Origin of the sequence: Methanocorpusculum petauri (assembly GCF_026891975.1) — an archaeon.
Taxonomy (GTDB): domain Archaea; phylum Halobacteriota; class Methanomicrobia; order Methanomicrobiales; family Methanocorpusculaceae; genus Methanocorpusculum; species Methanocorpusculum petauri.
Genome location: NZ_JAPTGB010000004.1, coordinates 16,242 through 42,528 on the forward strand (window position 1 = coordinate 16,242; position 26,287 = coordinate 42,528).

The following is a 26,287-nucleotide window of genomic DNA, read 5'->3' on the forward strand; positions in this document are numbered from 1 at the left end:
GGGAGGTTATCTGTGATCCGGCATGCGGTACGGCAGGTTTTCTGGTTGTGGTGGGGGAATTTTGCGTGAGCGGTATCTGAATGAAATTTTTTATGATAGGGAGCAGTTGTGGCATTATCATAAGGTGATGTTTTCCGGGTATGATATGGATCGGGCGATGCTTCGGATCGGGGCTATGAATATGATGACGCACGGGGTGAAGAGTCCACATATTGAGTACCGGGACAGTTTGTCGGATCAGAATGCGGATGCGGGAAAGTTTTCGCTGATTCTGACGAATCCTCCGTTTAAGGGGAGTCTGGATTTTGATGGGGTTTTTGTGGATCTGCTGCAGGTTGCGAAGACAAAGAAGACGGAGCAGTTGTTTCTGGTGTTGTTTTTGTGGATGCTGAAGGTTGGCGGGCGTTGTGCGGCGATTGTTCCGGACGGGGTGTTGTTCGGGTCGTCTTCAGCGCACAAGGCGTTGCGGCGTGAACTGGTGGAGAACAACCGTCTGGAGGCATATAAAATCCAAGTATACGAAAGAAAAACCAAAATAAACCTGAAAATGGACGGTATAGTGTAGTCGACTCCCTCGACTACACACCAACATACATCCAAAAAACACCGCTCACCAGGACGCACAAAAACCTCATCCACCAAAAAAAACACAGCCAGCACGCAGAACCTCGTCAGAACAAAATTACTAAGTATCACAACTTAGTAATTCTCCTGCGCTCAAAAACAACTCTGATTTTATCCAGATGTATGACGAACCCTGCGAACTATTTCCGGGAACAAATTGTGTGGATGGATGCTATTGATATCGATCTTTCCACAGGATACCACATCCAGACAATAAGAATATTGATATAAATCACAATCATATTATATATTATTTATACGCATTAACATGCCTTCTGCATCGCCCACAATCTCCATTAAATATGACGTATTCCGGTGGCTCTACGATACCTCAGGGTACACAGAAGCAGAACTTACCAAAGAACTCTCCTCAATAAAATCCAAAACATGGAATGGCTGGATGGCAAACAGACGTGATCCTGAACTTACCCTGCCCCAGCTGAAAGAACTCGCATCTCTCTATAAACGTCCGGTAACAGCATTCCTTATTGACGCCCCTCCAAGAGACCCCATCATCCCCAAGGATTTTCGCCGGAATGCGGGATCCTTATACTCAAAAGATCTTCATAGAATTTTTCGCAGAGCCCATCGGAAACTGGAATTATTCCGAGAAATGGCTGAAAATCTTGAGGAAAATGTCGCCAGTGATCTTACCTGCTGTACAACCAGCGATGATCCTTTTCTCATCGCAGAAAGGGAACGGGAAATATTCTCTGCAGATCACATATTCTCTGAAAAAAACGCGGACAAAGCTTATCCACTTTGGCGGACATTTTTTGCTGAAAAAGGAGTCCCCATCTTTCAGTACAACATGAAAAATGACGGCGTTCGTGGATTTATAACGAAATCAGGAACTGCCTCCGCCATTATCGTGAATAGTGGTGATAAACCGGAAGCACGCATCTTTACGATCTTTCACGAGTATGCCCACCTCCTTCTAGGAACAGGAGCAATATGTACTGATGACGGCGAAAAAAGTACAGATCCAAAGATACAGGAAATAGAGCGCTGGTGTAATAATTTCGCGGGTGCTTTCCTTATGCCCTCCTCACTTATTGAGAACAACACCAACATCCTCACAAAGATTGAGAGTGAAGACTATGGGGGAGCGGCATCTGAACTGGCAAAAGAAACAGCCACCAGCAAAACAGCTGCATTAGTCCGACTGGTTGTAGTCGGAAAAATAACTCAGAAAAATGCAGATCCACTGCTATCTGCCCTCATCAATGTCCCCAAAAAACAGATAGAAGATCCGGACAGTGTTGATGAAGAGGAGACAGGAGATCTTGCGACAGTGGGAACGAAAAAATCTTCAGGTGGACCTGACAGAGCATTACTTACCGTCAGAGGGCTTGGAGAGGCGTACGTAAATCTTGCCCAGAAAAATTATGAAAGAGGCCACATCAGTTACGCTTCTTTTCTTGAAAACGTAGGAATTTCCAAAAAAAGTCATGAACGGTTAAAGAAACGAGGTGTACTTCTGTGAACTGTTATGTCATCGACACCAGTTCATTCATAGACATCTTCCATCGGCATCCTCCTGATCTCTATCCAGTATTCTGGGAGCAATTTAACAAATACATCGATGAACTACTCATAAAAGGGGAGTTAATCATTCTTAATTATGTGTCTGATGAAATTCTTCACGATGCTGGAACAAAACTAGGAGATACAGAAGATCCCATTGCTATCTGGCTTCGTGATCGCAAAAAATACATCAAAGACATCTCAACCGATATCTCGATCCTGAAACAGGTAAAAGACATCCTACAAAAATTTCCACACTCAGTAGATACCGAAAAAACTCCCGAGGCAGCAGATCCATACCTGATTGCATTTGTCTTGGATCACCAAAAACAGCAGGATATTATGTGTTTAAAAAAAACATTTGTTATTGTCACCCAGGAGTCTCGAAATAAAAATATTGATATAGAGGAAATCAGAGAACGAAACAGCCCTATTCCTGAAGTAACAAAAATTCGTTCTATTTGTGATTATTATGATATTCCCTCTATGGACTACTTGGGTCTTTTCCGTACAGAAGGATGGACATTCTAAGGGAGAGATCTTAGTGGCATTGAATTACTAATTGTCATAAATTAGTAATTCTTAGTAATACCCAACTCACGAAAAACACACGACCCATCCACCCAAAGCCTTTAACCTCTCTCGCAACAAATACCAAAAACATTCAAAACACAATACCTCCCGCATCCGACAATCAACCCCCGCAGTACCAAGATTTCCTCCAGACAGCCGAAGCAGCCGAAAAATCCCGTTTAATTCGGTGTCAGACCAGTCATCTTCCTCACCAACGGTTTTGATACCCGCATCTGGGACGATAAGTACTACCCCGAACGTCCGGTCTCCGGCATCTACGCAAAATCCGATCTCCGGAAAGAACACAACAAACACACGCAAAAAACCACTCTCGAACACATCACCATCAACGAAACCATTGCCGGACGATACTATCAAAAAGAAGCAATCACCGCAGTAGCCGAAGCATTCGGAAAACAAAACCGCAGACATGCTCTCCTTGTCATGGCAACCGGCAGCGGAAAAAAACCAGGACCGTCATCGCCTTAACTGACCTCCTCCTCCGAAACGGATGGATCAAAAACATCCTCTTCTTAGTAGACAGGACCCAGCTCGTCAGACAGGCAAAAAGTACCTTCACCAACCACCTCCCCGACCTTGTCACCGTTAACCTCTGTGAGGACAAAAATGTCACAATCGCACGGGCAATATTTTCCACCTATCAGACCAGATGAACGCTATCGACGCTGTCCGCGACGAAGACGGTGGCAAACTTTTCACCTGCGGTCACTTTGACCTCATCATCATCGACGAAGCACACCGCAGCATCTACAACAAATACAAAGACATCTTCACCTACTTCGACGCCCACCTTATCGGCCTCACCGTAACCCTCAAAGATGAAATCGACAAAAACACCTATGAAACATTCCGCCTCGAATCAGGAATTCCCACCTACGGCTATGACCTTGCCCAAGCGGTTTCCGATGGCTACCTCGTTGACTTCGTCTCTATCGAAACAAAACTCAAATTCCTCACCGAAGGAATCATCTACGACGAACTCACCGCCGAAGAAAAAGAGGAGTACGAAAAACTCTTTCTCGACGAAAACGGTGAACTTCCCGAAGCAATTGAAAGCTCAGCCCTCAATGACTGGATCTTCAACGCTGACACCATCAAAGAAATCCTTGCCACTCTCTTAACCCACGGCATAAAAGTCGGTTACGGGAGTACAATCGAAAAAACCATCATCTTCGCCAAAAACCATGCCCACGTCGAAAAGATCTATGAAATCTTCGTCAAAGAATCCGCAAAAGAAGCAATCTCCCTTTATCTGCAGGACTCGCGGCTTACACAGCAGCAGATATACTTCCTCAACCGGATCGTCGGGTACATTGTCAGATGTGGTATGATAACCGATCTCTCCGTTCTGCAAGGAGCACCATTCACCGATCAGGGGACTGTGAACGAATTATTTTCTGAAAACACGGATCTTTGGTATGGTATTTTCCATACCATCGAAAAGATCAACGCGAATGCCAGAACCGCGTAGTCCATCACCCTAATATCTCCCGCCGCCCTACTATACCAGTACAACAATGCCGGATCACCACACCCTCCCGGAAATCCTTGAGCAGGTCAGATGCGGCACGCTCGACCCTGCCGCAGCCGAACAGCTTATCAGCAGTCTTCCCGTGGATGAAGTTGCCAACCTCGATCTGAACCGGGCAGAACGGTGCGGCATCCCGGAGGTCGTCTTAGCCGAAGGAAAAGACACCGACTCGCTGGTCAAAATCATGTACAGTTACGTCCGGGCCGCAGGCCGGGTTCTCGCAAGCCGCATCAGCCCCGAACAGGTACAGGCCGTCCTCGCGCATCTCCCGGACGGCATCACCGCCGACTACCGAGAGATCTGCCGCATCCTCATCCTCTCGGACGGTACCGTTCCTGCCCCTTCGGGCGGAACGGTTGCAGTCGTAACTGCCGGAACCTCCGACATCCGTGTCGCCGAAGAAGCCCGTGCCATCGCCGAAGAAATGGGGGCATCTGTTCTGACGACATACGACGTGGGTGTTGCAGGAATCCACCGCCTCTTTCCGGCACTGGAAAAGCTCCGGGACGCAGACATCTACGTTGTTTGTGCAGGCCGCGAAGGAACCCTTCCCTCTGTCGTTGCGGGCCTCGTCAACAAACCGGTCATCGGCGTCCCCGTCAGTACCGGCTACGGCTATATGGGTCACGGCGAAGCGGCGCTTGCCTCCATGCTCCAGTCCTGCGCCGCAATAACGGTCGTCAACATTGACGCAGGATTCACCGCGGGAGCGGTCGCTGCCCGCACCGCAGCACTCATCGGAGGAAAAAAATGAAACGCGGCCTGTACGTCGGAAGATTCCAGCCGTATCACAACGGGCACAAATCCGTCATCGAACGCATCGCGGATGAAGTCGATGAACTCATCATCGGTATCGGCAGTGCCGAGATCAGCCACGACCTTCGTCACCCGTTCACCGCAGGTGAACGGGTGCTCATGATCAGCCGTGCCCTCAAAGACATCAAAATCCCGGTCTATATAATTCCGTTAGAGGATGTCAAGCGAAACGCACTCTGGGTTGCCCACGTCAAATCCATGACTCCGCCGTTTGACATCGTCTATACCGGAAATCCCCTCGTCATCGAGCTCTTCCGCGAAGCAGGCATCCGTGTCACCTCGCCTCCCATGTACCGGCGGGAAACCCTTTCCGGCACCGCCATCCGTGCCCGCATGGTTGCAGGCGAAGCATGGGAAGAGTGCGTCCCCCCTGAGGTTGCAGACGTCATTCGTGAGATTCACGGCATCGAACGCATGCAGCAGATTGCAAAGACCGACTAACTTTTTTTGGATTTTGTGACGGAAAGCTATATGAGGATACAGACAGCACAGATCTGAATCGAAAATTGCGGTGGTCACCTCCTATGAATGTCATTGAAAATCCCCTTTATCAGAAACTTCTCCTCGCCGCCGTTGCCATCGGCGTTGTCATGGACGGCCTTGACGGCTCCATCGTCAACGTTGTTCTGCCGGTCATCGCCGCAGACTTCGGCACCGATACCGGAACCATCGCCTGGGTTGTCATCACCTATCTGCTGATGATGGCAGGATTCCTTCTTGTCTTTGGCAAACTCTCCGACCGCGGTCACATCCGCAAAATATTCGTCGGAGGATTTGTCATCTTCACCGCGGGCTCGGCGGTCTGCGGTCTCTCGCCGGATCTTTTCTGGCTTCTTGCCGCCCGCATGTTTCAGGGTGTCGGCGCTGCGATGATCGCAGCTGCCGCTCCCATGCTCTGCGTCAAATGTCTTCCGGCAAAGATGCTCGGCCTTGCCCTTGGTGTTCTCACGATGGCAAGCTCGATCGGATTCGCCGCGGGTCCGGCACTCGGCGGAATTCTCACGCATTACCTCTCCTGGCATTGGATCTTCTTAATCAACATCCCGATCGGCATCGCCGCAGTTCCGTTTGCCCTGCGGGTGATCCCCAAAGACGGTCCGGCCGAGAAGAAACCCTTCGACCTCATGGGAGCAATCCTGCTGTTCTCCATGATGGCGTTCGGTATCTACGCACTGGAACGGCTGCCGCATCTGGGAACAACCAACCCGCAGATTCTGGTCTGTGCAGTTCTCTGCGTACTGTTTGCCGTGCTGTTTGCATTCCGGGAACTGCGGTGTGAAACTCCGCTGATCAATGTCAGGGTGTTTGCTGCATGGCGGTTCTCGGCGGTTGTGGTTGCGTTTCTGATCATCAACGTGGTGTATATGGGAGTTTTGTATCTCCTGCCGTTCTATCTCAGCACCGGAATGCAGTTTGACACAGCGGTAAGCGGGATGTATCTGCTGATTCCTCCTGCGTTAACCGCGATTCTCGGAATTCCTATCGGCAAATGGTCAGACCGGACAGGCCGCCGGAGTTTTTCGATTGGGGCCTGCATCGTTCTGGTGCTGTTCAATCTGATCTACGCGGTGATTTTCCCGGAGATGGGGATTTTGCCTCTGCTCTGCGCTCTGGTGCTGATGGGTATTCTCTGGGGTCTCGCAGGCGGTCCTGCGGCGAGCCGGATTGTGGAGAATGCGCCGGAAGGCGAGCGGGGAACAGGTTCATCTCTGATGGCGGTCTGCATCTACCTTGGCAGTGTTGTCGGAACAGCTCTCTATGCGACGATCTTTACCTTCGCGACGTCGCCGGACGGAACGGTTATCGCGTTTGCTGATCTTCCGCTGGCAACGTTTATGGCGGGCTTCCACTTCACGATTCTTGCGGGAATCGGTCTTGCGGTACTGGCAGTGATTCTGTCGGCCCTGGTTCGTGAACCAAAAAGCCGGGAACTGACATGACGGTTGTCGGTGCGGCACGCTGTGGTTCGTATGACCGCGATGCAGTCACCGCGGCTGTCGCGAAAGCGACAGCCGCTGCCGGCGGTCTGCCGCCGGTTGCGGGAAAACGTGTTCTGATCAAACCGAATCTGTTGTCGGATACCGGTCCGGATTCGGCAGCGACAACGCATCCGGAGATGGTGTATGCGGTCTGCCGGATGGTGCGGAATGCCGGCGGCATTCCGATTATTGCGGATAGTCCGGGTGCGGGACATCTGTACACACCCAGAACCCTGCGGCGCATCTATGAACGTTCCGGAATGGTGCGGGTTGCGGAGGAGACGGGCGCGGAACTTTCGTTTGATACGGGATCAACGGAAGTTTCCTGTCCGGACGGGGTGGTAATGAAACGGTTTTCCGTTATCAATCCTGTTCGCGATGCGGATGTAATCATCTCGGTCTGCAAACTCAAGACGCATATGTTTACGAAGTTCTCCGGCGGCGTGAAGAATACCTTCGGGGTGGTACCGGGTCTGGACAAACCGGTATTTCATTCGCGGTTTCCCGCACAGGAGGATTTTTCGGAGATGTTGGTGGACTTAAACGAGCTGGTGTGTGTGGATTTTGTGGTAATGGATGCGGTCTTCGGGATGGAGGGAAACGGGCCTATGGGGGGTGATCCGAAGTTCTGCGGATATGTGTTGGCTTCCCGTTCGGTGTATGCACTGGATGTCTCGGCGCAGCGGCTGATCGGCATGGATCCGGATCAGATTGGAACAACCGTGTCTGCGAAGCGGCGCGGCCTGCTGGATTCTGTGAAAGAGGAGGGCGATGTAGTTGTGCCGGTCACGGGTTTTTCACTGCCGCCAACCTATGCCGGGCCGCAGAAAAATACTGCGTTTCGCCGCAGGGTACTTTCCCGCATACAGAAGACCGGACGCATCTATGCACCCGCACCGTATGCGGTCCCTGCACGGTGCACAGGATGCGGACAGTGCGTCCGCATCTGCCCGAAAGATGCCGTTCGACTTGCGGACGGAAAGGCGGTGTTTGATCGTTCACGGTGTATTCGCTGTTACTGCTGTCATGAAATGTGTCAGATGCGGGCGATTGATCTGAAGCGGGGTGTGGCCGGAAGACTGCTTCATTCTTTTTTGCACTAAATGAAATATAGCAGAACAAATTGCCTCGTCCTGAGAGAAAAATACGGTTTTCCCCAGATAATCTCCCAACGTATGGTATCTGATCTGTTCCCGTGCAGTAGTATTCTGCACAACGTGGACTTTCCGGAAATGTGCTGTATATGGGCGGTTTGCTGAAATGCGGTGTCAGTCTGTGTTCAACATCATTATGTTATGGCCAGAGAAACCGATTGGTAATGTTCTGTCAATCTGCCGGCACCGTGTCTATACAGGTGATCTCTGAGACAGTATTTTCCTGTATGCCGCAAATTTTAGAGATTTTATCTATTTTCTCAGTTGCCGGGCACCAAAAAGCACCCTCTCTCCGGAATATGGGCTGAGCACTTTTCATGAACGTTATTGAGTCTCCGGTTCGTCAAAAGCTCCTCCTTGTGGCGATCGCAATCAGTGTTGTCATGGACAGTTTTGATGGATCAATCGTCAATGTTGCCCTGCCGGTTATGGCTGCTGATTTCGGTACAGATGCGGAGACTATAGCCTGGGTCAGCATTACATATTTTTTAATGATGGCCGGACTCCTGATGATGTTTGGAAAACTTGCCGAACGCGGTTACATCCGTAAAGTGTTCATCGGTGGTTTTACCATCTTTATTGTTGGTTCTGCTATCTGCGGATGTTCTCCGGATTTATTTGTGCTGTTGGGAGCAAGGCTTTTTCAGGGAATCGGGGCTGCGATGATTGCCGCAACTGCCCCGATGCTTTGCGTCCTGTGTCTTCCGGGAAAGATACTTGGTCTGGGTCTGGGTGTTATAACCATGGCAAGTTCGGTTGGTTGTGCTGCGGGTCCCGCCATTGGCGGCATTCTCACGCACTATCTTTCCTGGCACTGGATTTTTCTTATCAATATTCCAATAGGTATCATTGCAATTCCGTTTTCCCTGATGGTGATACCAAAAAAAGACTGCCTTGTTCTGAAGAGGTCGTTTGATTTTGCCGGGGCAGTGTTTCTGTTTGCCATGATGATATTTGGTATTTATGCACTGGAATGCCTGCCGCATCTTGGGATTTACCATCCGCAGATTCTGATCAGTTTTGTGCTGGCAGGACTGTTTGCCCTGCTGTTTGTGGTACGGGAACTTTCGTGCAAAACGCCGATCGTCAATGTCCGCGTGTTTTCCCTCTGGCGGTTTGATGCAGTTCTTGCGGCATATTTTATCATGAATGCAGTGTATACCGGTGCGTTGTACCTTCTGCCGTTTTATCTGCTTGCAAATATGCAGTTTGATATCATGACAATCGGTCTGTTTCTGTTTATACCTCCGGTTTTAACTGCAATCCTTGGAATTCCCATCGGAAAATGGTCGGACAGAGTTGGGCGGAGACGGTTTGCAATTGGGGCATGTCTTGCATTAGTGGCATTTAATGTGATATTTGCAGTGATATTACCAGAGATGGGACTTATACCGCTTATTTCTGCTCTGGGACTGATGGGAGTTGTCTGGGGTCTTGCCGGAGGAACGGCTGCGGGCAGGATTGTGGAAAATGTTCCCAAAGGGGAGCAGGGAACAGGGTCATCTCTGATGGTGACCAGTATCTATCTTGGCAGTGTTGTCGGAACTGCACTGTATGCAATGTTGTTTACCCTTGCAACATCGCAGTCCGGCGGGGTCGGAGCGTTTCAGGATCTGGATCCCGCACAGGTTCTGTCAGGATTTCACTTTGCCATTCTTATCGGACTGATCCCTGCGGTCCTTTCCGTGATTTTGTCGGCAGTTGTCCGTGAACAAAAAATGAGAGGAGAGAAATGACGGTTGTCGGTGCAGCACCTGCGGTTCGTATGATCGTGATGCTGACACGGGCAGCCGTTGCCGGAGATCTGCCGCCGAAACCAATAATTCGTCTCTCCCCAATGATAAACAACACGTAAATCCCCAAAACTCCAAACCTATCCCAACACACCAGAGCGAACGCATGACAGAACCACTCTCCGGAAAACCACTCCTCAAACGATCTCTTCTTCTCTGTTTCGGTCTTGCCGTCATGGCGCTCGGCGTTGCCCTTTCCATCAAAGCAGATCTGGGGACGTCTCCCATCTCCAGTACCCCCTACGTCGTAAGCCTCATCTCCGCAATAAGTGTGGGCACCGCAACTATTCTCATCAATGCCTTTCTGCTTCTGGGAGAAGTTCTCATCATGCGGCGGCAGTTCCATGCCGTCCAGTTCTTACAGCTTGCCGTTGTCATCCTCTTCGGCTGGCTCATTGACCTCTTTCTCTGGGCGCTCGGCGGCCTTACCTATGCAGACTACGGGCAGCAGTGGCTTATCTGCATTGCCGGTATCCTTATCCTCGGTATCGGCGTCAGCTTCGAGGTCACCGCAAACCTCATCCCGCTGCCGGGCGAAGGACTCATCCTCTCCCTCTGCACGGTTCTGCCGATCAAATTCGGCAGCATGAAAGTCATCATTGATGTATCACTGGTGATTGTTGCGGTTCTGCTCTCCTTTCTATTCCTTGGCGGACTGTTCGGTGTCCGGGAAGGAACGGTAGCCGCCGCAATCTGCGTAGGACTTGTGGCAAAATCAGTCAACAGAGTGATCAGACCACTTGAACGCCGACTGACCGAATGAAAAAAAGATTATTTTTTGCCGTACTCTTTTCCGGCGTACTGGTACTTCTCCGACGACCCGCCGTGCGCCACGATGTACAGCCACTGGTAAATCGATTTCATTGCGCCGAACTCAATGTACCGCCGCATCGAAAATCCTACCTTCAGATTTGTGTCCAGCCGAACCCGCCCGTACTTTTTCATCCGGCGGGCGATTTCAAAGTCGTCGCCTGCGTCCGCGGTGATGTACATCCCGGCTTTGATGAACAGATCCTTTCGGAACGCTGTGTTGCAGCCGAGCGTCATGTAGATCGTCCCCGTCCAGTAGCCGAGCCGGGACACGATGTTGTAGCCGAGCAGTGAGAGTTTGTGTTTGATTCCCGGTTCAAGCGGGTACACGATGCCGTAGATGGTGGATGCATCAGGATATTTTGCAAAATCTGCCAGAACTTTTTCCAGCCAGTCGCGGGGGAGGAAACAGTCTGCATCGGTGGTTGCAAGAATGTCGTACTTCGCGGCCATCGCTCCGTCATTGCGGGCGCCGCCGACTTTTTTGCTTGTCTGGATGAACACTTTGTCCGCGTATTTTTCTGCAATCTCGCGGGTTTTGTCCTTGGAGTTGCCGTCAACCACGATGATTTCGTACTGGTCGCGGGGCAGGGTCTGGTCGCAGAGACTTTTGAGGCAGGCTTCAACTCCCTCCTCCTCATTGAATGTGGGAACGATTACGGATATCATGCATTTTCCCGGTTTCGGACGTAGTCAAGAACGCTGCGGATACATCCGTCCATGTTCAGATACTCAAACTGGGAGAATCTTCCGACGAGATCGATTTCCGCAGTTTCTTCGAGGTACTCGCGGACGGTTTTGATGTTTGTGAGATAGTCGAGGTCATAGACAACGTAGGCGAATTTGAAGTGATCAACTGCGGTGTGAATGACTGCGTCTGCGGACGGAATGATTCCCATGCGGACGAGCCCGTCAACGGTATGTGCCGCAAGTTCCCCGTCGGTCATCTTCGCGACGTCGTCGCCTTCGTTGTAGGTGATCTCGGCAAGGACTGCGGCGCAGCCTTCCGGTGCCACATGGTGCGAGAAGTTGGAAGGGAAGGAGAGGCGGTTGAACATTCCCCATTCATTTTCGGGAACATACATCCAGGAGATATCGGGGAGCGTCCCTTTAAATCCGATACTGACGCAGGCGATGGAGTTGTAGCGGAGTGCGTCGCAGGCGTCCCGGACGTTTTCCGGAACGTCTGCGAGCATGGGCAGGAGAACCTGTAAGGGAATAGTTGAGATGATGCGGTCTGCGGTGATGGTTTCGCTGCCGTTTCCGATCTCCCATCCGTCTGCGGTTTTCCGGACGGTGGTTACAGTGAAGTTTGTTCTGATATGATCGGTGACGGGAGCGGCAATCGCCCGGACGAGTGCTTCAATGCCGCCGTCAATGGGGTAGGAAAATACTGCCTGATGGGTGTATCCTTCGGTTTCAATACCGATGGCGGATTTGATGATGTCTTCGACCGGCGGGCGGGGAACTCTGCCGTCCATCCAGTGTTTGGACATCTGAACGGTCGGGTAGTTCCAGATCTTTTCATTGTAGGGCACGAGGTAACACTCGGCGATTCCTTTGCCGAAGGTTGCGTAGATCCAGTCGCGGAAGTTCCGGGGTTCGGGAACTTCTCCCTTTTCCACGGCGATGAGGTTTTTGATGTATTCATTGATGCAGAAGAAGAGGTCGTCTTTGGGGAGTTCTGCGAGGCCGTTTTCAAAGGGGTATTTGATGTATTTTTGTTTGTAGTAGATTTTGGTATTACGGTTCCGGATGTCGCGGTTTTCTGCAAGCACGCGGTGCATGAACTCAAGAACTTCGGTGTCCCGGGAGAAGATGATGTGTGATCCGCCAGTGTCAAAGGTAAATCCGTTGCGTGTTTCCGATTGGCAGAGACCTCCGATCTTTGATTCTTTTTCCAGAACCGTTACGTCGTCTCCGTAATCACTGAGGAGACGGGCAAGCGTAACACCGGTTAAGCCTCCGCCGAGAATAGCCCACTTCACGCTAATATAGTGTGTTTTGGAAGAATATAATATGTGGTTAGGTGTTGGATGCGAGTGCTTTTTTCATCCACTCTTTGAGTTCTTCCCGCAGCTGCCGGTAGCCGGCAAGTTCGTCACCGCCGATCCCCGGTTCGGGTGATCGAACCGGATGGTAGATCAGATGTTCTGTTTTCGGGAACTGTTCCCGTGCTCCCCAGGCGTTGTCACAGAGGACAATGATCGCGTCATACTGCCGGCCGGGTAGTTCAGTGAGGTGTTTTGCGTACATGCCGGAACAGTCACAGCCGGTTTCTTTGAGGATGTGCAGGACGCGGGGGGAGATGGTTCCCCGTGCGATTCCTGCGGAGTAAATGTCCCAGCCGGGATGGAGCATCCGGCAGACGCCTTCGGCTATCTGGGAGCGGACGGAGTTGTAGGTGCAGAGGAAGAGGATTGCAGGCATACGGGATATCTGTTTTGTGTTGTTGGGTGATGAAGATGGTGTACTCCGTAGATTTGTGAACAGAGGGTTGTTTTCAGAAAAACCCATCACGTCATCCCGCCAACTATTATAGTACATCATGCCTGTCTCCGCACAAACCAAAGCACAGATAACCGATCTCCTCAACCGGTATCAGACCGCGTACAATGATCATAACGCCGAAGCGCTTTCCGAACTTCTCGCCGCAGATGTCGTTATGTACGGCTGCCGGACGGAGGAGTTTCTCTCAGGTCGTGAGAGTTTTCTTCATGCGATGCGGAAAAACTTTGATCGCTATAAAACCGGGGGCATCCGGTTTGCGGATGCGGAGATCAAAAGTGAGGGTGTTATTGCCTGGCTCTCAGTTTCCTGTATGCTGCTGAGTACAGCCGGAAGCGGTGCTGTGCATGAGACGCCCTGCCGGTTTACGGCGGTTCTTCGCGGCACGGGGCATGCGTGGGAGTTTGCGCAGATTCATATGTCGCTTGGTTATCCCTATCATGCGTGAGACACTGCTATCCTGAGATAAGTCAGCAGGGATTTGTGTTCACCGGATATTTCGGCATCTATTGTCCGGATGCGGGGTTGTCGGAACCTGCGGTAGTTGTCCGGTTGGGGATGATCTTTTTGCATGCGGTTTCTGCTTCATTGGTCAGCCGGTACTTGTTGTGCACACCGTCAAATACGATCATGATCATTCCATCATCAAGGAATCGCCGGAGATGCCAGTTGCAGGCGGTAAGGCTGATCCGGAGTTTTCCGGCGAGTTCCTGTTTGGTGACGCCGGGGTGGTTCAGGATGATCGTTATCGCCTGTTTTTCCTTTTCCTGAGAGATGATGATGTACATCAGCCGTTCGGTCTTGACAAAGTTTTCTCCTCCGGCAAAGTAGTGGGTATGCCCGCGGTATGTCGGGAGTTCCGGGAAGACATACATGGTCTCAAATGGCTGCTGATTCAAACTCATTTGATATTTATTATAATGGGGATCGGAAGTCTCGAATATACAATTTTATTCATGAAATTGGACACATATTCTTGGCAACTCATGAGTTGTCATATGAGTGGTGGGATTTAGTACCGCCACTTAGGCATATGACAGTAATGAGTGGTATGTATTTAGGAGACACAACTCAGTGGGATTTTTCATCCTCCGTTCCAGCATACAATGGAGATGCAACACATGATAATGCATTGGCAATTCGTGGTTATATGCATAATGTTGCAGATTATGCATAAAACATTATTTTGTAATAAATCTTACCTAACTTGTAAATCAGGAAATGGGGGAAACATAAAAATGAAATTTTATCAAGTAATTAGCCAACGTCGAACAATTCGGGATTTGAAAGAAACTGCGGTTTCTAACGAAGTGTTGGAGCGTATCATTGCCGCCGGATTGCAAGCCCCTACCCACAACCATAAAAGAGAATGGGAGTTTGTCATTTTACAGGAGCGGGAAGAAAAGGAAAATGCTTTGCAATTTGTCAAAGATTTTGCGGACGCACAGGGCGAAAACCGTTATGTAAATGCTTCTGCTTCTTTACAACAGAAAATGTATGCCGACGCAATGCCTAAACAATATTCCATGTTGTCAAAAAGCGGTTGTGTGATACTTCCTTTTTTCAAGGGAGGAAACAGCCTGTTTCATAGCACTTCTGTCAGTGCCTTAAAATCCTTTGCTTCAGTGTGGTGTTGCATTGAAAATATATTTCTTGCGGCAACTGCGGAGGGGTTAGCTTGCTCTATGCGTATTCCCGTGGGAAATGAGGGCTTACAAGTAGCAGAAACCGTTAATGCGCCAAAAGGCTATATACTACCCTGCTATATCGGTCTTGGCTATCCTATGGAGGACGTTGCTATTTTGGAGCAGGTGGAACGCAAAACAAGTGATACTTTACATTTTGGTAAATGGTAAAACGGAGGTAGACAAAATGATTATCAATACTGGTGGACGGACAGATACCGTCCAATATTACACGGAATGGCTCTTAAACCGTTTTTCGGAGGGATATGCACTTTCACGAAACCCACTATTTCCTAGCAAAGTGACACGCTATGAGTTGACCCCGGACACGGTAGACTGCGTTGTTTTCTGCTCTAAGAATTATAAGCCCATACTGCCACGCCTGCATGAAATTACAGACCGTTTCAATACCTATTTCCATTACACGATTACCGCCTATGGAAAGGATATTGAACCGGGTGTTCCGGGCATAGAGGAAAGTATGGAAACTTTGATAAAACTGTCTGAACTGGTGGGAAAACAACGCATTGCATGGAGATATGACCCCGTTCTGCTGACAAAAGAATACACCGTACAACAACATTTAGAAACCTTTGAACGCATGGCGAAAGTGCTTTCTCCTTATATTGACCGCTGCATTTTCAGCTTTGTTGAAATGTATAAGAAGTTGGAAAGCAATATGCCAGAACTTATCCTGCTGTCCGAAGAAGATAAGGATGCATTGGCGCAAGGGTTGGGCGCAATCGCAAATCAATATGGAATTTCCATTCAGACTTGCGGAACAAATGGCGATTTTACGAAGTACGGTATTCATGCGTCCGGCTGCATGACACTTGATATTTTAGGCACAGCAAACGGGGTTGCATTTAAGAACTTGAAGCACAAAGGTATGCGGCAGGGTTGTCATTGTATTGAAAGCCGGGATATAGGGGCTTATGATACTTGTCTGAATGGCTGCAAGTATTGCTATGCAAATACAAAACCACAAAAAGCGCGGGAGAATTACAGGCTCCATGACCCCGCTTCACCGTTGCTGTTAGGTTCTGTAAAGCCGGAGGACATTCTCATACAGGGAGCGCAGAAGTCTTTCCAAAAGGAGAAACGCAATGACTGAACCGATTATCAATGAAATTGAAACGGGCAATATTTTGTCAAAATCTAATCTGCCCGTTTGTGAATACTCCGTAAATCCGTATGTAGGGTGTACCCACGCTTGCAAATATTGTTATGCGTCCTTTATGAAACGGTTTACGGGACATACGGAAAAATGGGGGACTTTCTTAGATGTAAAGCACTGGAAAGAAATTAAAAACCCCGGAAAATATAAAGGGAAAGAGTTGTTTATCGGTTCTGTCACCGATCCCTACAATCCACAGGAAGAAATATATGGGCGTACAAGGGCTTTGCTTGAACAATTAAAAGGCAGCGGCGCAAAATTAAGCATTGCTACGAAATCCGATTTGATATTGCGTGATTTGGACTTGATAAAGACTTTTCCAAATGCTCGTGTTTCATGGTCTGTTAACACACTGGACGAAAACTTCCGAGCAGATATGGATAATGCCGTTTCGATAAAACGGCGGCTTGCTGCCATGAAAGCGTTTTACCATGCAGGTGTGCGTACTACCTGCTTCATTTCCCCGATATTTCCTGGAATTACAGATATAAAAGCGATTATCCGGCAGGCAATATCACAATGCAATCTAATCTGGTTGGAGAACCTCAATCTGCGGGGCAGCTATAAAACTGTCATTATGGACTACATAAAAGAAAAATATCCACAGCTTTGCCCTTTATACCATACGATATACGACTGCAAAGATCGCAGCTATTGGATAACGCTTGACAAAGAACTGAAAGCCTTTGCCGCAGAAATCGGGCTTGACTATGTAACAAATGACGACAGTATGACACGGGACTTTAACGCCCCGCCCGTGATTGTCAATTACTTTTACCATGAACAGATTAAAAGGTCTGCAAGAAAGGACAGTGATAACCATGCCGGAATTGCCGGAAGTTGAGACGATAAAAAGAGTAATTGAACCACAGATACAAGGGCTAGTCATTGATAAAGTGACCGTAAAACGCCCGGAAGTTGTGGCTTACCCTGCGGCAGACGAATTTTGCGGGTTGCTGACGGGACAGACCATATCTCACATGACACGCAGAGGAAAATTTTTGATAATTTGGCTGAATAGCAATGACCGTATTATACTACACCTACGAATGACAGGCTGCCTTTTGCTTACCCCGGCAGACTACCCGGAAGAAAAGCATACACATATTATTTTCAGCCTAAGCAACTCTATGGAATTGCGCTTCTCTGACACACGCCGTTTCGGGCGGTTCTGGCTTTTTAGAAAGGACGAAGCCGACACATACAGCGGAGTTGAAAAATTAGGCATAGAGCCGTTTTATGCGGAACTTACCGCCGAATATTTGAATACCCATTTAGGGAAACGAAAAAAAGCCGTGAAAGAATGTCTGTTAGATCAGAGTGCCATTGCAGGCATTGGCAATATTTATTCTGACGAAATTTTGTTTACTGCGGGGATTTACCCGGCACGTCCTGCAAACAACTTAAAAATTGAAGATTGGGAACGCCTTGCTGCTGTTATCCCGGAGCGTCTTTCTTATTTTATCGAAGTGAACAGAATAACACCAGAGGACTACTTGGAAACTAAAGGGCAGGACTATCGCAACACACCATTTTTACAAGTTTATGGACAAGAAAGCAAGCCCTGTCCGAAATGCGGTGAAACGCTTTGCCGTATTGTGGTTGGTGGCAGAGGTAGTGTATACTGCCCTGTCTGCCAAAGGGATTTGTAAGTATAGAAAACGGAGGATTTTATGAATACAGTTTATTCACTTTTTCAAAATGTAGTTACAGAAAATAGCAATAAAACAGCAATTATTGAAAAGGACAGGACAATGACTTTTGGGGAGCTTTCTAATCTTGTAGATTTGATAGCGGGGAGCTTTCCAGAGAAAACAACCAGTGTTGGAATTGTTATGAGCCATCGTGTGGAAATGATTGCCGCAATACTGGCGGTACTAAAATGTGGTGCAAGATATGTTCCGGCAGAGCCGGATTTTCCCACGGGCAGAATACGTTATATGATGGAGGAAGCAAAGGTAGATTTTATCCTTACCGAAACGTCTTTTATGGATAAACTGGACGGCTTTGATGTGCGGCTGACAGATTGTGAAATCTGCGGACGGGATTTCCCTGCTTTAGAGATAACGGACACGGGTAAATCCGAACTTCCCGCCTATGTACTTTACACTTCCGGCACAACAGGACGACCAAAGGGAATTTGCGTCACAAACCGTAATGTTTGCCATTATGTTAGAGCATTTGCAAATGAATTTAAGCCAACCACTATGATATAATGCTGAAACATTCCGTGTGTTCTTTTGATATTTTTGTGGAGGAAGTTTTTGCAAGCCTGCTCAATGGTGCGGCTCTTGCCATTCCGTCCCCAGAAGATAAGGAAGATATAAAGTCTTTAATTACATCATTATGTATTACAAAGGAATCTATTTATTTGTAAATGGGGAGTCAAAATGTACCTGAACAAGAAAAAAACAATACTCATAGTTGCCCTGCTTGTAGTTGCCCTCCTCCTTCTCACCATCTGCATCCTGTTTATTCCGGTGGAAGGGGGAATCAATGTACAGCCTCTCAGTTCTCCTCCCGGAGAAAACGCGGTTATCGTAACCGTGACCTCAGATGATCTTGCCCGCCATCCTTCCCTGAAGCGGGCACTGGAAACATCAGAATCCATCATCATTACCAAAAATCCCGTCCACCTTCTCCAGTACGGCGATCGCTGTATCAGCGAAGCGGAAGCAATGACCATCACCGACACCTTTGGTTTCCTGTATCGGGAAAACAACGCATCCCCGGTAACATCACGGTACATCAAATGGAACGACACGTATTATCAGGTACAGGGATACAGAATCTGAGATACGCTCCATGTCCCGCAGTACACTTCCCGCAATTGCTATCAGCCCGACCACCCCGGGGAATTCTCCTCCTGCACCATCGTGGATCAACCGGGAAAACCACCCGGCGTGGTGAGGCACGTGCTCTCCCCACGTCAACAGGCAGATGAACTGCGGGAACGGATCGGGCTGCCTCGGTGGAAACAAAACCATAAAAAATTCTTGCGGGACATCTCCACTTTTTTCAAATCAAAACTCTGAAAAAATTTCGCCGGCCAAAAATAAATCTCTGGAAAAAAATTTTCAAAAAAAAAATTCAAAAAATTTTTTTTCAAAAATTTTTCTCACGTACACGGATCGTACGACACCGCAGAGCAAACCCGCGGGCACCGCACAACCGATCAGCAGCATCTCCCGAGCTGATACGCCTGCTCCGGGTACCTCGTCCGTTCCAGATTCATACGGGACGAACAACCGAGAGCCGCAACAACACCCGCATCCTCCCACGAAAGATACGACAGAATCCTTTGGTAGTGGGAACGAAGCGGGACAATCGTCTCCTCCCGATCATCGGCTGCCGTCACCAGCAGAACCGCCCGTTTCCTGCTCTCCATCAGTGCATAATTCACCGAATAAAACCGGTCCACAACCGCCTTCAGCGATGCCGGCATCCCGAAATAATACAGAGGCATTGCAAACACCACCAGATCTGCCGCGACCAGACGCGGCAGAAGGACATCCATCGCATCGCGGTGCACACACCGCTCTCCCGCAATCCTGCATTTTCCGCAGCCGAGACAGGGACGCACCTCCTCAAACGCCGCATCGAACCGGAACACTTCATGCCCCGCCTCCTCCGCACCCGCAATAAACCGGTCGGCAAGAAGTGCTGAAGTTCCTTTGCGGTGCGGGCTTCCGGTAAGTACCGTAATCCTCATCGTACTCTCCTTACTCCACGACGGTAATCGTTACAGAAAACTCCCCGCCCATCGCGGCCAGATTCTCCAGCCCGGACGTAATGTGTCCGAGTGGCACAAGCCCGGAAGCGTAGGGGGAGTCGTGATAGAAGATTGCAATGTTTCCCCAGGGTGCATACAGCATAATGTCTCCTTCTGCCGGATCATATCCTGCGGGAGCATCTGTCGTATCCAACGTCCTCGGCGGATAGGCAATCTTCTCGGTTCCGTTATAGTCGCGGAACGTCAGCGTCAGCGGAAGCATCGACCGCAGATCCTCTGCGGCCGGATTCTCATACAGCTCTGCGATGACCTCATGACCATCAAAACTCATGCGTATCCGTGACGAAGAGTTCTCCTCCGGTGTGAGGGTTTCCGGCTCTGCGGAATTTGTTGTCTCTGCTGTCGGAACATCCGTCTGTTCCGGACTGACACAGCCGGCAGACGCCGGAAACAGAACTGCAACTGCCAGCAGAAGAACAAAAATGCCTTTCATCTCCTCCCCATTCAGACAGCCCGTCCCATCTCGTACGCCTGCTGCATGGCCGGAAGCGTTTTGATATCTCCCTTTGCCCATGCGCCTGTACCGTAGATGATCCCTTTCTCCTTCGCATCCGGCAGACAGTCCGCAAAACCCCGGAAACATTCAACCGTACGCTGCATGTTCGGAACTGATGTATCCGCTGCGGTCACTATATAATACATCTCTTTGCCGGAAACTTCGGTGTACCGCGGATAAACGCGATCGATCAGCGTCTTCATCTGGGCATCCACCGAGTAAAAGTACACCGGCGTCGCCAGAACAAGTACATCGCATGCGATGATCTTTTCGAGAATCTCTGCCATGTCATCATCCTGAATGCACTCCCCGCCGTTTGCCTGACAATAATCGCACGCTGTACAGTAGCCGATCTTTTTATCGGCCAGAACAATTTTTTCTGCGGTGTGTCCCGCATCAACCGCTCCGCGGATGAACGCATCACAGAGTGTATCCGAGTTGCCGCCTTTCCGCGGGCTTCCTGAAATAACTAAAACATTTTTCATCTGATTCACCCGTATTTCCGTTACACCAGGTCAAGATCTGCAATCCAGTCTGCCACCCGGTCCCGGGCATCTGCGGCACTACTGCCGCCAACCGTGAACCCGTCCGCAATTGTCGCATTTGGACAGAGTGTTCTGATGTCTGTAACACTGCGGCCAAGGCCGGTTCCGCCGGAGGTGCAGAACGGCACAATCGTTTTGCCGTCGAGATCGTACTCCTCAAGGAACGTGAACATCATCATGGGCATCGTTCCCCACCAGATAGGATAACCGACAAATACTACATCGTACTCATTCATGTTTTCCACATGGGTTGCGAGTGCCGGACGGGCGTTGTCGTTCTGCTCCTGCCGGGCGATTTCAGTACATTCTGTGTAGTCTTCGGGGTAGGAAACTTCGGGCACAATTTCAAAAAGTGTGCCGGAGGTTTCTTCTGCGATCATGTTCGCAATTGTTTCGGTGTTGCCGGTACGGCTGAAGTAGGCGATCAGAATTTTCGGAGCTGTTTCATTTCCGCCGGTGATATTTTGTGTATCCGTCACGGTTGGTTCAGTTGCCCGGAGGACGGCAGTCTGTGTCGGTACCGCAGTTTCCGGGCCGGTATCTGACGGAGTGCTGACACATCCTGCCATGAGGACTGCTGCAAGGAGCAGGACGGCAAGAGTACGGATGAATCCTATCGTTTTCATGAATGAAACCACCTGTTTTTTTCTGAAAATATTTGGTTCCCTGATAAAATATAGAGATCAGATACAGGGATGTGTATTGCACACACATATGACACTAACCGAAAACCGGGACACCATTTCTGAAAAAAGATGAGATTTTGGACTGCTGGCGGCACCCACAGTGTTCATTATCACCGTTCTGCCAGACCATGGTCGCAATATATTTCTCACGTTCCTGCAAACATTATATCCATGGATCAAACCGCGGTGACAGAAAATAAACCAAAATATATGACGGGGATCGATGCTGCGGTGAGCATCATCAGCGGGAAATGGAAAACCCTGATCCTCTACCAGCTGGAGGATGGAACACTGCGGTACAGCCAGATTCTGAATGGCATGCGGTATGGGATCACCCAGCGTATGCTTACCAAAGAACTTCGCGAACTTGAGGAAACCGGTCTCATCTCCCGGACTGTATATCCGGAAGTGCCGCCGAGAGTTGAATACTCACTCACCGCAAAAGGCCGATCCCTCATGCCTATTCTCGATCAGCTGTGCACGTGGGGGTGTCGGAATATGGCCGACCAGCTGGAACACAACTGTGATGCTGAATGCGAAGAGCAGGCTGAATAAAACTACGGTTTCCGGGCAAACAGAATTTTTGCTTTTTTCATCAGCTCCATAACCGGCACGTTAAACGGACAGCGTTCTTCACATCCTCCGCAGGAAATACAGGCATCTGCCCGGGCCGAAAGAACGGTGTAATGATCCCGGACCGATTCGGGCACATCCTCCTGCATCACCGCAAGATCATACAGTTTGTTTACCATCGCAACATCGATGCCGGACGGACACGGGGCGCAGTGACCACAATACGTGCACTGCCCGGAGTAGGCGTGGTGCGGGGCATGAGCCAGAATGGTTGCGTAATCCTTCTCCTCCCCGGTCGCCGTTTCATAGGCAGCCGCCGCCCTCACCTCGTCAGGAGTGCTGCATCCGACCAGAATGCCGGCGACCGCAGGCCGTGTTAAGGCGTAGTGAATGCACTGAACAGGTGTGAGGGCGACACCGAACGGTGATGTCTCCGGGGAAAAGAGACGTCCGCCGCCGTAGCCTTTCATCACGGTGAGAGCGACTCCCCGCTGTTCGCAGAGCCGGTACAACTCCTCGCGTTCCGGCGCAATGCCGCCGAGCGCCGTATCGTACGTTTCCGCGAAATAGGTGTTGATGTCCTCGGTTGCGGGCAGGAGGTCAAAGGCAGGATTGATGCTGAACAGAATCACCTCAATCTCACTGGAGAGTGCGGCCATTTTTGCGACGACGGGATTGTGCGTACTCATGCCGAGATGACGGATGACACCGGTTTTTTTCAGTTCGCGGGCGTACTCGATGAACTCTCCTTTCATGATGTTTTGGAAATCGGTGACCTCATCAACGTAGTGGATCATGCCGAGATCAATGTAATCGGTCTGCAGCCGGATGAGCAGATCGGAAAAGGCCTCCCGGACTTTTTCCCTGTCCCGGCTGCGGACGTACTGACCGTTCTGCCAGGTTGATCCCAGATGTCCCTGAATGATCCAGCGCTCACGCCTGCCGGCGATCGCGGCACCGATATTGGTGCGGACGGTTGGTTCGGACATCCAGCAATCCAGAAGGGTGATCCCGCAGGATTCGGCAAGATCAATAACTGTTTTCACCTCATCTTTGCTGCAGCGTTCCAGCCACTCGGCCCCGAGACCTATCTCACTGACCACAAGGCCGGTACTTCCAAGACTCCGATACTTCATATTTTCTCACGCAGGAACTGTTTGTTCGCTCTCCTATACTTTCGCGGATGCAGCTAATATAGGATACAGGAACAGAGATGATACCTGCCAACATCTCTGATACAGGGAATGAGAGTTTCGTTCTGGTTTTGGATGCGGTATTTGTGTTTCTGTGAGAGGCATGTGGGTGTTTCATGGTTGTTCTAAGTACAACCAAAACAAAACACTCTCGAGAAAACGAATCCGCAAGATTTTTGGAGCAGGTTTGGATTTTTGGATCAAAGCCTTGCAAACCGAATTATTTTAATGCGTAGACGTCATTGTAATTAGTGCAACCTTGCATCGATAGTGTAGTGGTTATCACTAGGCGTTGCCAACGCCTAAACTCGGGTTCGAGTCCCGGTCGATGCACTTCTTTTTCTGATTTGTATGATTATTGTTCTTGGTGTCGGGAATTCCCTGCATGGTGATGATGGTGCAGGGCCTGCGGTTGCTGCGGGAGTTGCGGCTCTGGGACTGCCGGGAATTGCTGCGTATGATTGCGGAACGGCGCCGGAAAATTTTACGGGGGTGGTGCGCCGGGCAGGCCCTGATCTTCTGGTGATTGTGGATGCGGCGGAGATGGGGCTTCCGACGGGTTCTGTGCGGCGGATTCCTCTGGAGAGGATTTGTGATACGGCTATCGGGACACATATGCTGGCGCTGTCTCATCTGGTGCGGTTTTTGGCGGATGCGGCGGGGGAGATTGTGGTGGTGGGTGTGCAGCCTGCCTGTATGGGTGACAGGGAGGGTTTGAGTGCGGCGGTTGAACGGGGGGTTTTGGAGGTTGTGCGGTGTGTGCGGGAGGGGGATGTGGGGAGGATTGAGGTGATGGGGTGAGTTCTCGTTCTATTCTGGGGAAAACAAAGGGTATGGTAACGTGGTTTATTGGGAGATTCTCTCTACCGGTATGCTTCCTCCTTCTGGCATGCTATCTTTTTTCGTGTCTTGTTTCATCCAGATGCCTGTATGGTGTATGAACGTTTTGCTTGGAGACATTACTGATGTGGTGATTTCAATCTACGTACCTGCGAGAGGTACGACAACCCGGCAGTAAGGAAATCAAGTGGTCGGGAGATTTCAATCCACGTACCTCTGCGAGGTACGACTTTCGTGGTTGTAGATGAGTGCTCCGTATCGGGGATTTCAATCCACGTACCTCTGCGAGGTACGACTCACAGGTCAGATGGGGTCTGTCCCGTACAGGATTTCAATCCACATACCTCTGCGAGGTACGACCGCGTCGATCCCGGCTGCAAACCATTCATCCTGTATTTCAATCCACGTACCTCTGCGAGGTACGACTCAGGTTCTCTTTTCCCCACTTCTCCCAGACGGTATTTCAATCCACGTACCTCTGCGAGGTACGACGGTTCCGAGGGCTTCGAGCGGGTCGATGATGCTATTTCAATCCACGTACCTCTGCGAGGTACGACGCGGCGGAAGTCTGGGAGTGACCATTGCAGTAGATTTCAATCCACGTACCTCTACGAGGTACGACGAATTACAGTAAAACTTTCGTATTGTGATGTGATTTCAATCCACGTACCTCTGCGAGGTACGACGTTCTCTGACTCTGTCCCCAAATCTCGGGGAGATTTCAATCCACGTACCTCTGCGAGGTACGACCGGTTAAGAGTATGCCGTTGGGGGTGTAATGGGATTTCAATCCACGTACCTCTGCGAGGTACGACTCAGGGGAAAAACCCGACATCTCCGGAAAGAAATTTCAATCCACGTACCTCTGCGAGGTACGACCCGACAATTGCCAACCGATACTCTATATATCTATTTCAATCCACGTACCTCTGCGAGGTACGACTTACGTTTTTAATCCAGTTTTGATAGTGCAACTGAATTTCAATCCACGTACCTCTGCGAGGTACGACCGGAGAAGTACATCGAAGCGATCCATGCGGCAATTTCAATCCACGTACCTCTGCGAGGTACGACCTGATTTCAATTCCCGTTCTTTCAGTTTTAGACTATTTCAATCCACGTACCTCTGCGAGGTACGACCAGCCGCTTGCATGTTCCCGCGTCCACGTCGTGAAATTTCAATCCACGTACCTCTGCGAGGTACGACCCTTTGTGTTCGGTTGGGCTTGCAAGCATGGTATTTCAATCCACGTACCTCTGCGAGGTACGACTCGGTCAGGTTGCCGAAGAGAACGACGTGCATATATTTCAATCCACGTACCTCTGCGAGGTACGACTTCGGTCTTACCTTCGTGGTCCTCACGAATGAATTTCAATCCACGTACCTCTGCGAGGTACGACTGGTTTCTGGGGTTTTGTTGTCATGGGGGGTGTGATTTCAATCCACGTACCTCTGCGAGGTACGACTGTGTGCCTTCCAGGCAATGCAACCGGCCCGTATTTCAATCCACGTACCTCTGCGAGGTACGACTGCAGTTGTGCCGATGCTGATCTTCCCGAACTATTTCAATCCACGTACCTCTGCGAGGTACGACCACAGGTGGGCGGTGTATCCCCCTTCGATTTCGATTTCAATCCACGTACCTCTGCGAGGTACGACTTGTTCACGTTTGCGGTGTAATACAGCTGTTCATTTCAATCCACGTACCTCTGCGAGGTACGACCCCCTGATATCTCTAGTTCGTACCTGTGATAATATTTCAATCCACGTACCTCTGCGAGGTACGACTCCCACCAATTTGTCCAGGGGCTCGTAGAAGCTATTTCAATCCACGTACCTCTGCGAGGTACGACATGGAGATGCGGTGGCGGCAGATACGGCAGGAATTTCAATCCACGTACCTCTGCGAGGTACGACGCTGCGGGTGTGCAGTATCGCTTCCGGGTAGTTATTTCAATCCAC

Annotated in this window: 31 protein-coding genes, 1 tRNA gene, 1 pseudogene and 1 CRISPR repeat array (1 of these 34 running past the window's edge); of the genes and pseudogenes, 23 read left to right on the plus strand and 10 right to left on the minus strand. The window is 49.9% G+C overall.

Features of this window, described 5'->3' with window-relative positions; translation table 11 throughout:
- Nucleotides 1-127: 127 nt before the first annotated feature.
- The 3 genes from O0S10_RS02330 to O0S10_RS02340 all read left to right on the plus strand — a co-directional run bounded on the left by O0S10_RS02330 (nucleotide 128) and on the right by O0S10_RS02340 (nucleotide 2,682).
- Nucleotides 128-565 (plus strand): HsdM family class I SAM-dependent methyltransferase, encoded by a 438-nt coding sequence (locus tag O0S10_RS02330; RefSeq protein WP_268924403.1) that lies wholly within the window; start codon nucleotides 128-130, stop codon nucleotides 563-565.
- 327 nt (nucleotides 566-892) lie between these two features.
- Complete coding sequence (locus O0S10_RS02335; RefSeq protein WP_268924289.1) at nucleotides 893-2,110, plus strand: ImmA/IrrE family metallo-endopeptidase; 1,218 nt, start codon at nucleotides 893-895, stop codon at nucleotides 2,108-2,110.
- Nucleotides 2,107-2,682 carry a DUF4411 family protein gene (locus tag O0S10_RS02340; RefSeq protein ID WP_268924290.1) on the plus strand — a complete coding sequence of 192 codons (576 nt, stop codon included), beginning with the start codon at nucleotides 2,107-2,109 and terminating at the stop codon, nucleotides 2,680-2,682. The genes O0S10_RS02335 and O0S10_RS02340 overlap by 4 nt, the downstream gene beginning before the upstream one ends.
- 66 nt (nucleotides 2,683-2,748) lie before the next feature.
- Here O0S10_RS02340 and O0S10_RS02345 read toward each other — a convergent pair whose 3' ends face one another.
- Nucleotides 2,749-3,156, minus strand: a complete 408-nt coding sequence (locus O0S10_RS02345; protein WP_268924291.1) for a hypothetical protein — start codon at nucleotides 3,154-3,156, stop codon at nucleotides 2,749-2,751.
- On the opposite strand from O0S10_RS02345, the gene O0S10_RS10550 reads away from it, so the two are divergent.
- The 10 genes and pseudogenes from O0S10_RS10550 to O0S10_RS02385 all read left to right on the plus strand — a co-directional run bounded on the left by O0S10_RS10550 (nucleotide 3,112) and on the right by O0S10_RS02385 (nucleotide 10,781).
- A complete protein-coding gene (locus tag O0S10_RS10550; protein ID WP_425438305.1) occupies nucleotides 3,112-3,213 on the plus strand; it encodes a hypothetical protein in 102 nt (33 codons plus the stop codon). The two genes, O0S10_RS02345 and O0S10_RS10550, sit on opposite strands and share 45 nt — an antisense overlap.
- Nucleotides 3,201-3,398 (plus strand): annotated as a pseudogene (locus O0S10_RS10555) (DEAD/DEAH box helicase family protein); the annotation flags it as partial. The gene O0S10_RS10550 and the pseudogene O0S10_RS10555, both read left to right, overlap by 13 nt.
- Nucleotides 3,395-4,216 (plus strand): DEAD/DEAH box helicase family protein, encoded by an 822-nt coding sequence (locus tag O0S10_RS02350; protein ID WP_268924292.1) that lies wholly within the window; start codon nucleotides 3,395-3,397, stop codon nucleotides 4,214-4,216. The pseudogene O0S10_RS10555 and the gene O0S10_RS02350, both read left to right, overlap by 4 nt.
- A 46-nt stretch (nucleotides 4,217-4,262) precedes the next feature.
- On the plus strand, nucleotides 4,263-5,030 hold the full coding sequence (gene larB / locus O0S10_RS02355; protein WP_268924293.1) for a nickel pincer cofactor biosynthesis protein LarB: 768 nt from the start codon (nucleotides 4,263-4,265) through the stop codon (nucleotides 5,028-5,030).
- Complete coding sequence (locus O0S10_RS02360) at nucleotides 5,027-5,533, plus strand: nicotinamide-nucleotide adenylyltransferase (RefSeq protein WP_268924294.1); 507 nt, start codon at nucleotides 5,027-5,029, stop codon at nucleotides 5,531-5,533. The genes larB and O0S10_RS02360 overlap by 4 nt, the downstream gene beginning before the upstream one ends.
- An 83-nt stretch (nucleotides 5,534-5,616) precedes the next feature.
- Nucleotides 5,617-7,032 carry an MFS transporter gene (locus O0S10_RS02365; protein ID WP_268924295.1) on the plus strand — a complete coding sequence of 472 codons (1,416 nt, stop codon included), beginning with the start codon at nucleotides 5,617-5,619 and terminating at the stop codon, nucleotides 7,030-7,032.
- Complete coding sequence (locus O0S10_RS02370; RefSeq protein WP_268924296.1) at nucleotides 7,029-8,174, plus strand: DUF362 domain-containing protein; 1,146 nt, start codon at nucleotides 7,029-7,031, stop codon at nucleotides 8,172-8,174. Before O0S10_RS02365 ends, O0S10_RS02370 begins: the two co-directional genes overlap by 4 nt.
- Nucleotides 8,175-8,542: 368 nt before the next feature.
- Nucleotides 8,543-9,961 carry an MFS transporter gene (locus O0S10_RS02375; protein WP_268924298.1) on the plus strand — a complete coding sequence of 473 codons (1,419 nt, stop codon included), beginning with the start codon at nucleotides 8,543-8,545 and terminating at the stop codon, nucleotides 9,959-9,961.
- Nucleotides 9,958-10,080, plus strand: coding sequence for a hypothetical protein (locus tag O0S10_RS02380; protein ID WP_268924299.1), 123 nt, complete (start codon nucleotides 9,958-9,960; stop codon nucleotides 10,078-10,080). The genes O0S10_RS02375 and O0S10_RS02380 overlap by 4 nt, the downstream gene beginning before the upstream one ends.
- A gap of 44 nt (nucleotides 10,081-10,124) precedes the next feature.
- The gene (locus O0S10_RS02385; RefSeq protein ID WP_268924300.1) at nucleotides 10,125-10,781 is read left to right on the plus strand and encodes a YczE/YyaS/YitT family protein; all 657 of its coding nucleotides are present in this window, start codon (nucleotides 10,125-10,127) and stop codon (nucleotides 10,779-10,781) included.
- An 8-nt stretch (nucleotides 10,782-10,789) separates the two neighbouring features.
- On the opposite strand, the gene O0S10_RS02390 is transcribed toward O0S10_RS02385, so the two are convergent.
- The 3 genes from O0S10_RS02390 to O0S10_RS02400 are packed head-to-tail and all read right to left on the minus strand — an operon-like array spanning nucleotide 10,790 to nucleotide 13,258.
- Nucleotides 10,790-11,497 (minus strand): glycosyltransferase family 2 protein, encoded by a 708-nt coding sequence (locus O0S10_RS02390; RefSeq protein ID WP_268924301.1) that lies wholly within the window; start codon nucleotides 11,495-11,497, stop codon nucleotides 10,790-10,792.
- Entirely contained in the window at nucleotides 11,494-12,816 is a 1,323-nt protein-coding gene (locus O0S10_RS02395) for a protoporphyrinogen/coproporphyrinogen oxidase (RefSeq protein WP_268924302.1), read from the minus strand. Before O0S10_RS02395 ends, O0S10_RS02390 begins: the two co-directional genes overlap by 4 nt.
- A 37-nt stretch (nucleotides 12,817-12,853) precedes the next feature.
- Nucleotides 12,854-13,258 (minus strand): arsenate reductase/protein-tyrosine-phosphatase family protein, encoded by a 405-nt coding sequence (locus O0S10_RS02400; protein ID WP_268924303.1) that lies wholly within the window; start codon nucleotides 13,256-13,258, stop codon nucleotides 12,854-12,856.
- A gap of 118 nt (nucleotides 13,259-13,376) precedes the next feature.
- Between O0S10_RS02400 and O0S10_RS02405 the strand changes: the two genes are divergently transcribed.
- The gene (locus O0S10_RS02405; RefSeq protein ID WP_268924304.1) at nucleotides 13,377-13,784 is read left to right on the plus strand and encodes a nuclear transport factor 2 family protein; all 408 of its coding nucleotides are present in this window, start codon (nucleotides 13,377-13,379) and stop codon (nucleotides 13,782-13,784) included.
- A 58-nt stretch (nucleotides 13,785-13,842) separates the two neighbouring features.
- Here the strand turns inward: O0S10_RS02405 and O0S10_RS02410 are convergent, their stop codons facing one another.
- Entirely contained in the window at nucleotides 13,843-14,241 is a 399-nt protein-coding gene (locus O0S10_RS02410; protein WP_268924305.1) for a winged helix-turn-helix domain-containing protein, read from the minus strand.
- Between the two features lie 333 nt (nucleotides 14,242-14,574).
- On the opposite strand from O0S10_RS02410, the gene O0S10_RS02415 reads away from it, so the two are divergent.
- The 6 genes from O0S10_RS02415 to O0S10_RS02440 all read left to right on the plus strand — a co-directional run bounded on the left by O0S10_RS02415 (nucleotide 14,575) and on the right by O0S10_RS02440 (nucleotide 18,993).
- Complete coding sequence (locus tag O0S10_RS02415) at nucleotides 14,575-15,192, plus strand: nitroreductase family protein (protein ID WP_268924306.1); 618 nt, start codon at nucleotides 14,575-14,577, stop codon at nucleotides 15,190-15,192.
- 16 nt (nucleotides 15,193-15,208) lie between these two features.
- Nucleotides 15,209-16,135: a DUF1848 domain-containing protein gene (locus O0S10_RS02420; protein WP_268924307.1), complete on the plus strand. Its 927-nt coding sequence runs from the start codon at nucleotides 15,209-15,211 to the stop codon at nucleotides 16,133-16,135.
- Entirely contained in the window at nucleotides 16,128-17,042 is a 915-nt protein-coding gene (locus tag O0S10_RS02425; RefSeq protein ID WP_268924308.1) for a radical SAM mobile pair protein B, read from the plus strand. Before O0S10_RS02420 ends, O0S10_RS02425 begins: the two co-directional genes overlap by 8 nt.
- Nucleotides 17,020-17,850, plus strand: a complete 831-nt coding sequence (gene mutM / locus O0S10_RS02430; protein WP_268924309.1) for a bifunctional DNA-formamidopyrimidine glycosylase/DNA-(apurinic or apyrimidinic site) lyase — start codon at nucleotides 17,020-17,022, stop codon at nucleotides 17,848-17,850. Before O0S10_RS02425 ends, mutM begins: the two co-directional genes overlap by 23 nt.
- A 21-nt stretch (nucleotides 17,851-17,871) precedes the next feature.
- Nucleotides 17,872-18,414 (plus strand): AMP-binding protein, encoded by a 543-nt coding sequence (locus O0S10_RS02435; RefSeq protein WP_268924310.1) that lies wholly within the window; start codon nucleotides 17,872-17,874, stop codon nucleotides 18,412-18,414.
- A 174-nt stretch (nucleotides 18,415-18,588) separates the two neighbouring features.
- Nucleotides 18,589-18,993 carry a hypothetical protein gene (locus O0S10_RS02440; RefSeq protein ID WP_268924311.1) on the plus strand — a complete coding sequence of 135 codons (405 nt, stop codon included), beginning with the start codon at nucleotides 18,589-18,591 and terminating at the stop codon, nucleotides 18,991-18,993.
- A gap of 380 nt (nucleotides 18,994-19,373) precedes the next feature.
- Here O0S10_RS02440 and O0S10_RS02445 read toward each other — a convergent pair whose 3' ends face one another.
- Genes O0S10_RS02445 through O0S10_RS02460 form a run of 4 tightly spaced genes read right to left on the minus strand, consistent with a single transcriptional unit; the run spans nucleotide 19,374 to nucleotide 21,658 of the window.
- Nucleotides 19,374-19,910: a flavodoxin family protein gene (locus O0S10_RS02445; RefSeq protein WP_268924312.1), complete on the minus strand. Its 537-nt coding sequence runs from the start codon at nucleotides 19,908-19,910 to the stop codon at nucleotides 19,374-19,376.
- Nucleotides 19,911-19,920: 10 nt separating this feature from the next.
- The gene (locus O0S10_RS02450; RefSeq protein ID WP_268924313.1) at nucleotides 19,921-20,424 is read right to left on the minus strand and encodes a cyclophilin-like fold protein; all 504 of its coding nucleotides are present in this window, start codon (nucleotides 20,422-20,424) and stop codon (nucleotides 19,921-19,923) included.
- Nucleotides 20,425-20,435: 11 nt separating this feature from the next.
- On the minus strand, nucleotides 20,436-20,972 hold the full coding sequence (locus tag O0S10_RS02455; RefSeq protein ID WP_268924314.1) for a flavodoxin family protein: 537 nt from the start codon (nucleotides 20,970-20,972) through the stop codon (nucleotides 20,436-20,438).
- 20 nt (nucleotides 20,973-20,992) lie between these two features.
- On the minus strand, nucleotides 20,993-21,658 hold the full coding sequence (locus tag O0S10_RS02460) for a flavodoxin (protein WP_268924315.1): 666 nt from the start codon (nucleotides 21,656-21,658) through the stop codon (nucleotides 20,993-20,995).
- A gap of 270 nt (nucleotides 21,659-21,928) precedes the next feature.
- Here O0S10_RS02460 and O0S10_RS02465 point away from each other — a divergent pair, with 270 nt between their 5' ends.
- A complete protein-coding gene (locus tag O0S10_RS02465) occupies nucleotides 21,929-22,273 on the plus strand; it encodes a winged helix-turn-helix transcriptional regulator (RefSeq protein ID WP_268924316.1) in 345 nt (114 codons plus the stop codon).
- Between the two features lie 2 nt (nucleotides 22,274-22,275).
- Here the strand turns inward: O0S10_RS02465 and O0S10_RS02470 are convergent, their stop codons facing one another.
- Entirely contained in the window at nucleotides 22,276-23,427 is a 1,152-nt protein-coding gene (locus tag O0S10_RS02470) for an aldo/keto reductase (RefSeq protein ID WP_268924317.1), read from the minus strand.
- Between the two features lie 318 nt (nucleotides 23,428-23,745).
- Here O0S10_RS02470 and O0S10_RS02475 point away from each other — a divergent pair.
- Both O0S10_RS02475 and O0S10_RS02480 read left to right on the plus strand, forming a co-directional pair.
- Nucleotides 23,746-23,817 (plus strand) — tRNA-Gly (locus O0S10_RS02475).
- Nucleotides 23,818-23,835: 18 nt separating this feature from the next.
- Nucleotides 23,836-24,285 carry a hydrogenase maturation protease gene (locus O0S10_RS02480; protein WP_268924318.1) on the plus strand — a complete coding sequence of 150 codons (450 nt, stop codon included), beginning with the start codon at nucleotides 23,836-23,838 and terminating at the stop codon, nucleotides 24,283-24,285.
- 172 nt (nucleotides 24,286-24,457) lie between these two features.
- Nucleotides 24,458-26,287: direct repeats of the CRISPR family, unit length 32 nt; unit sequence ATTTCAATCCACGTACCTCTGCGAGGTACGAC (it continues 666 nt past the right edge of the window).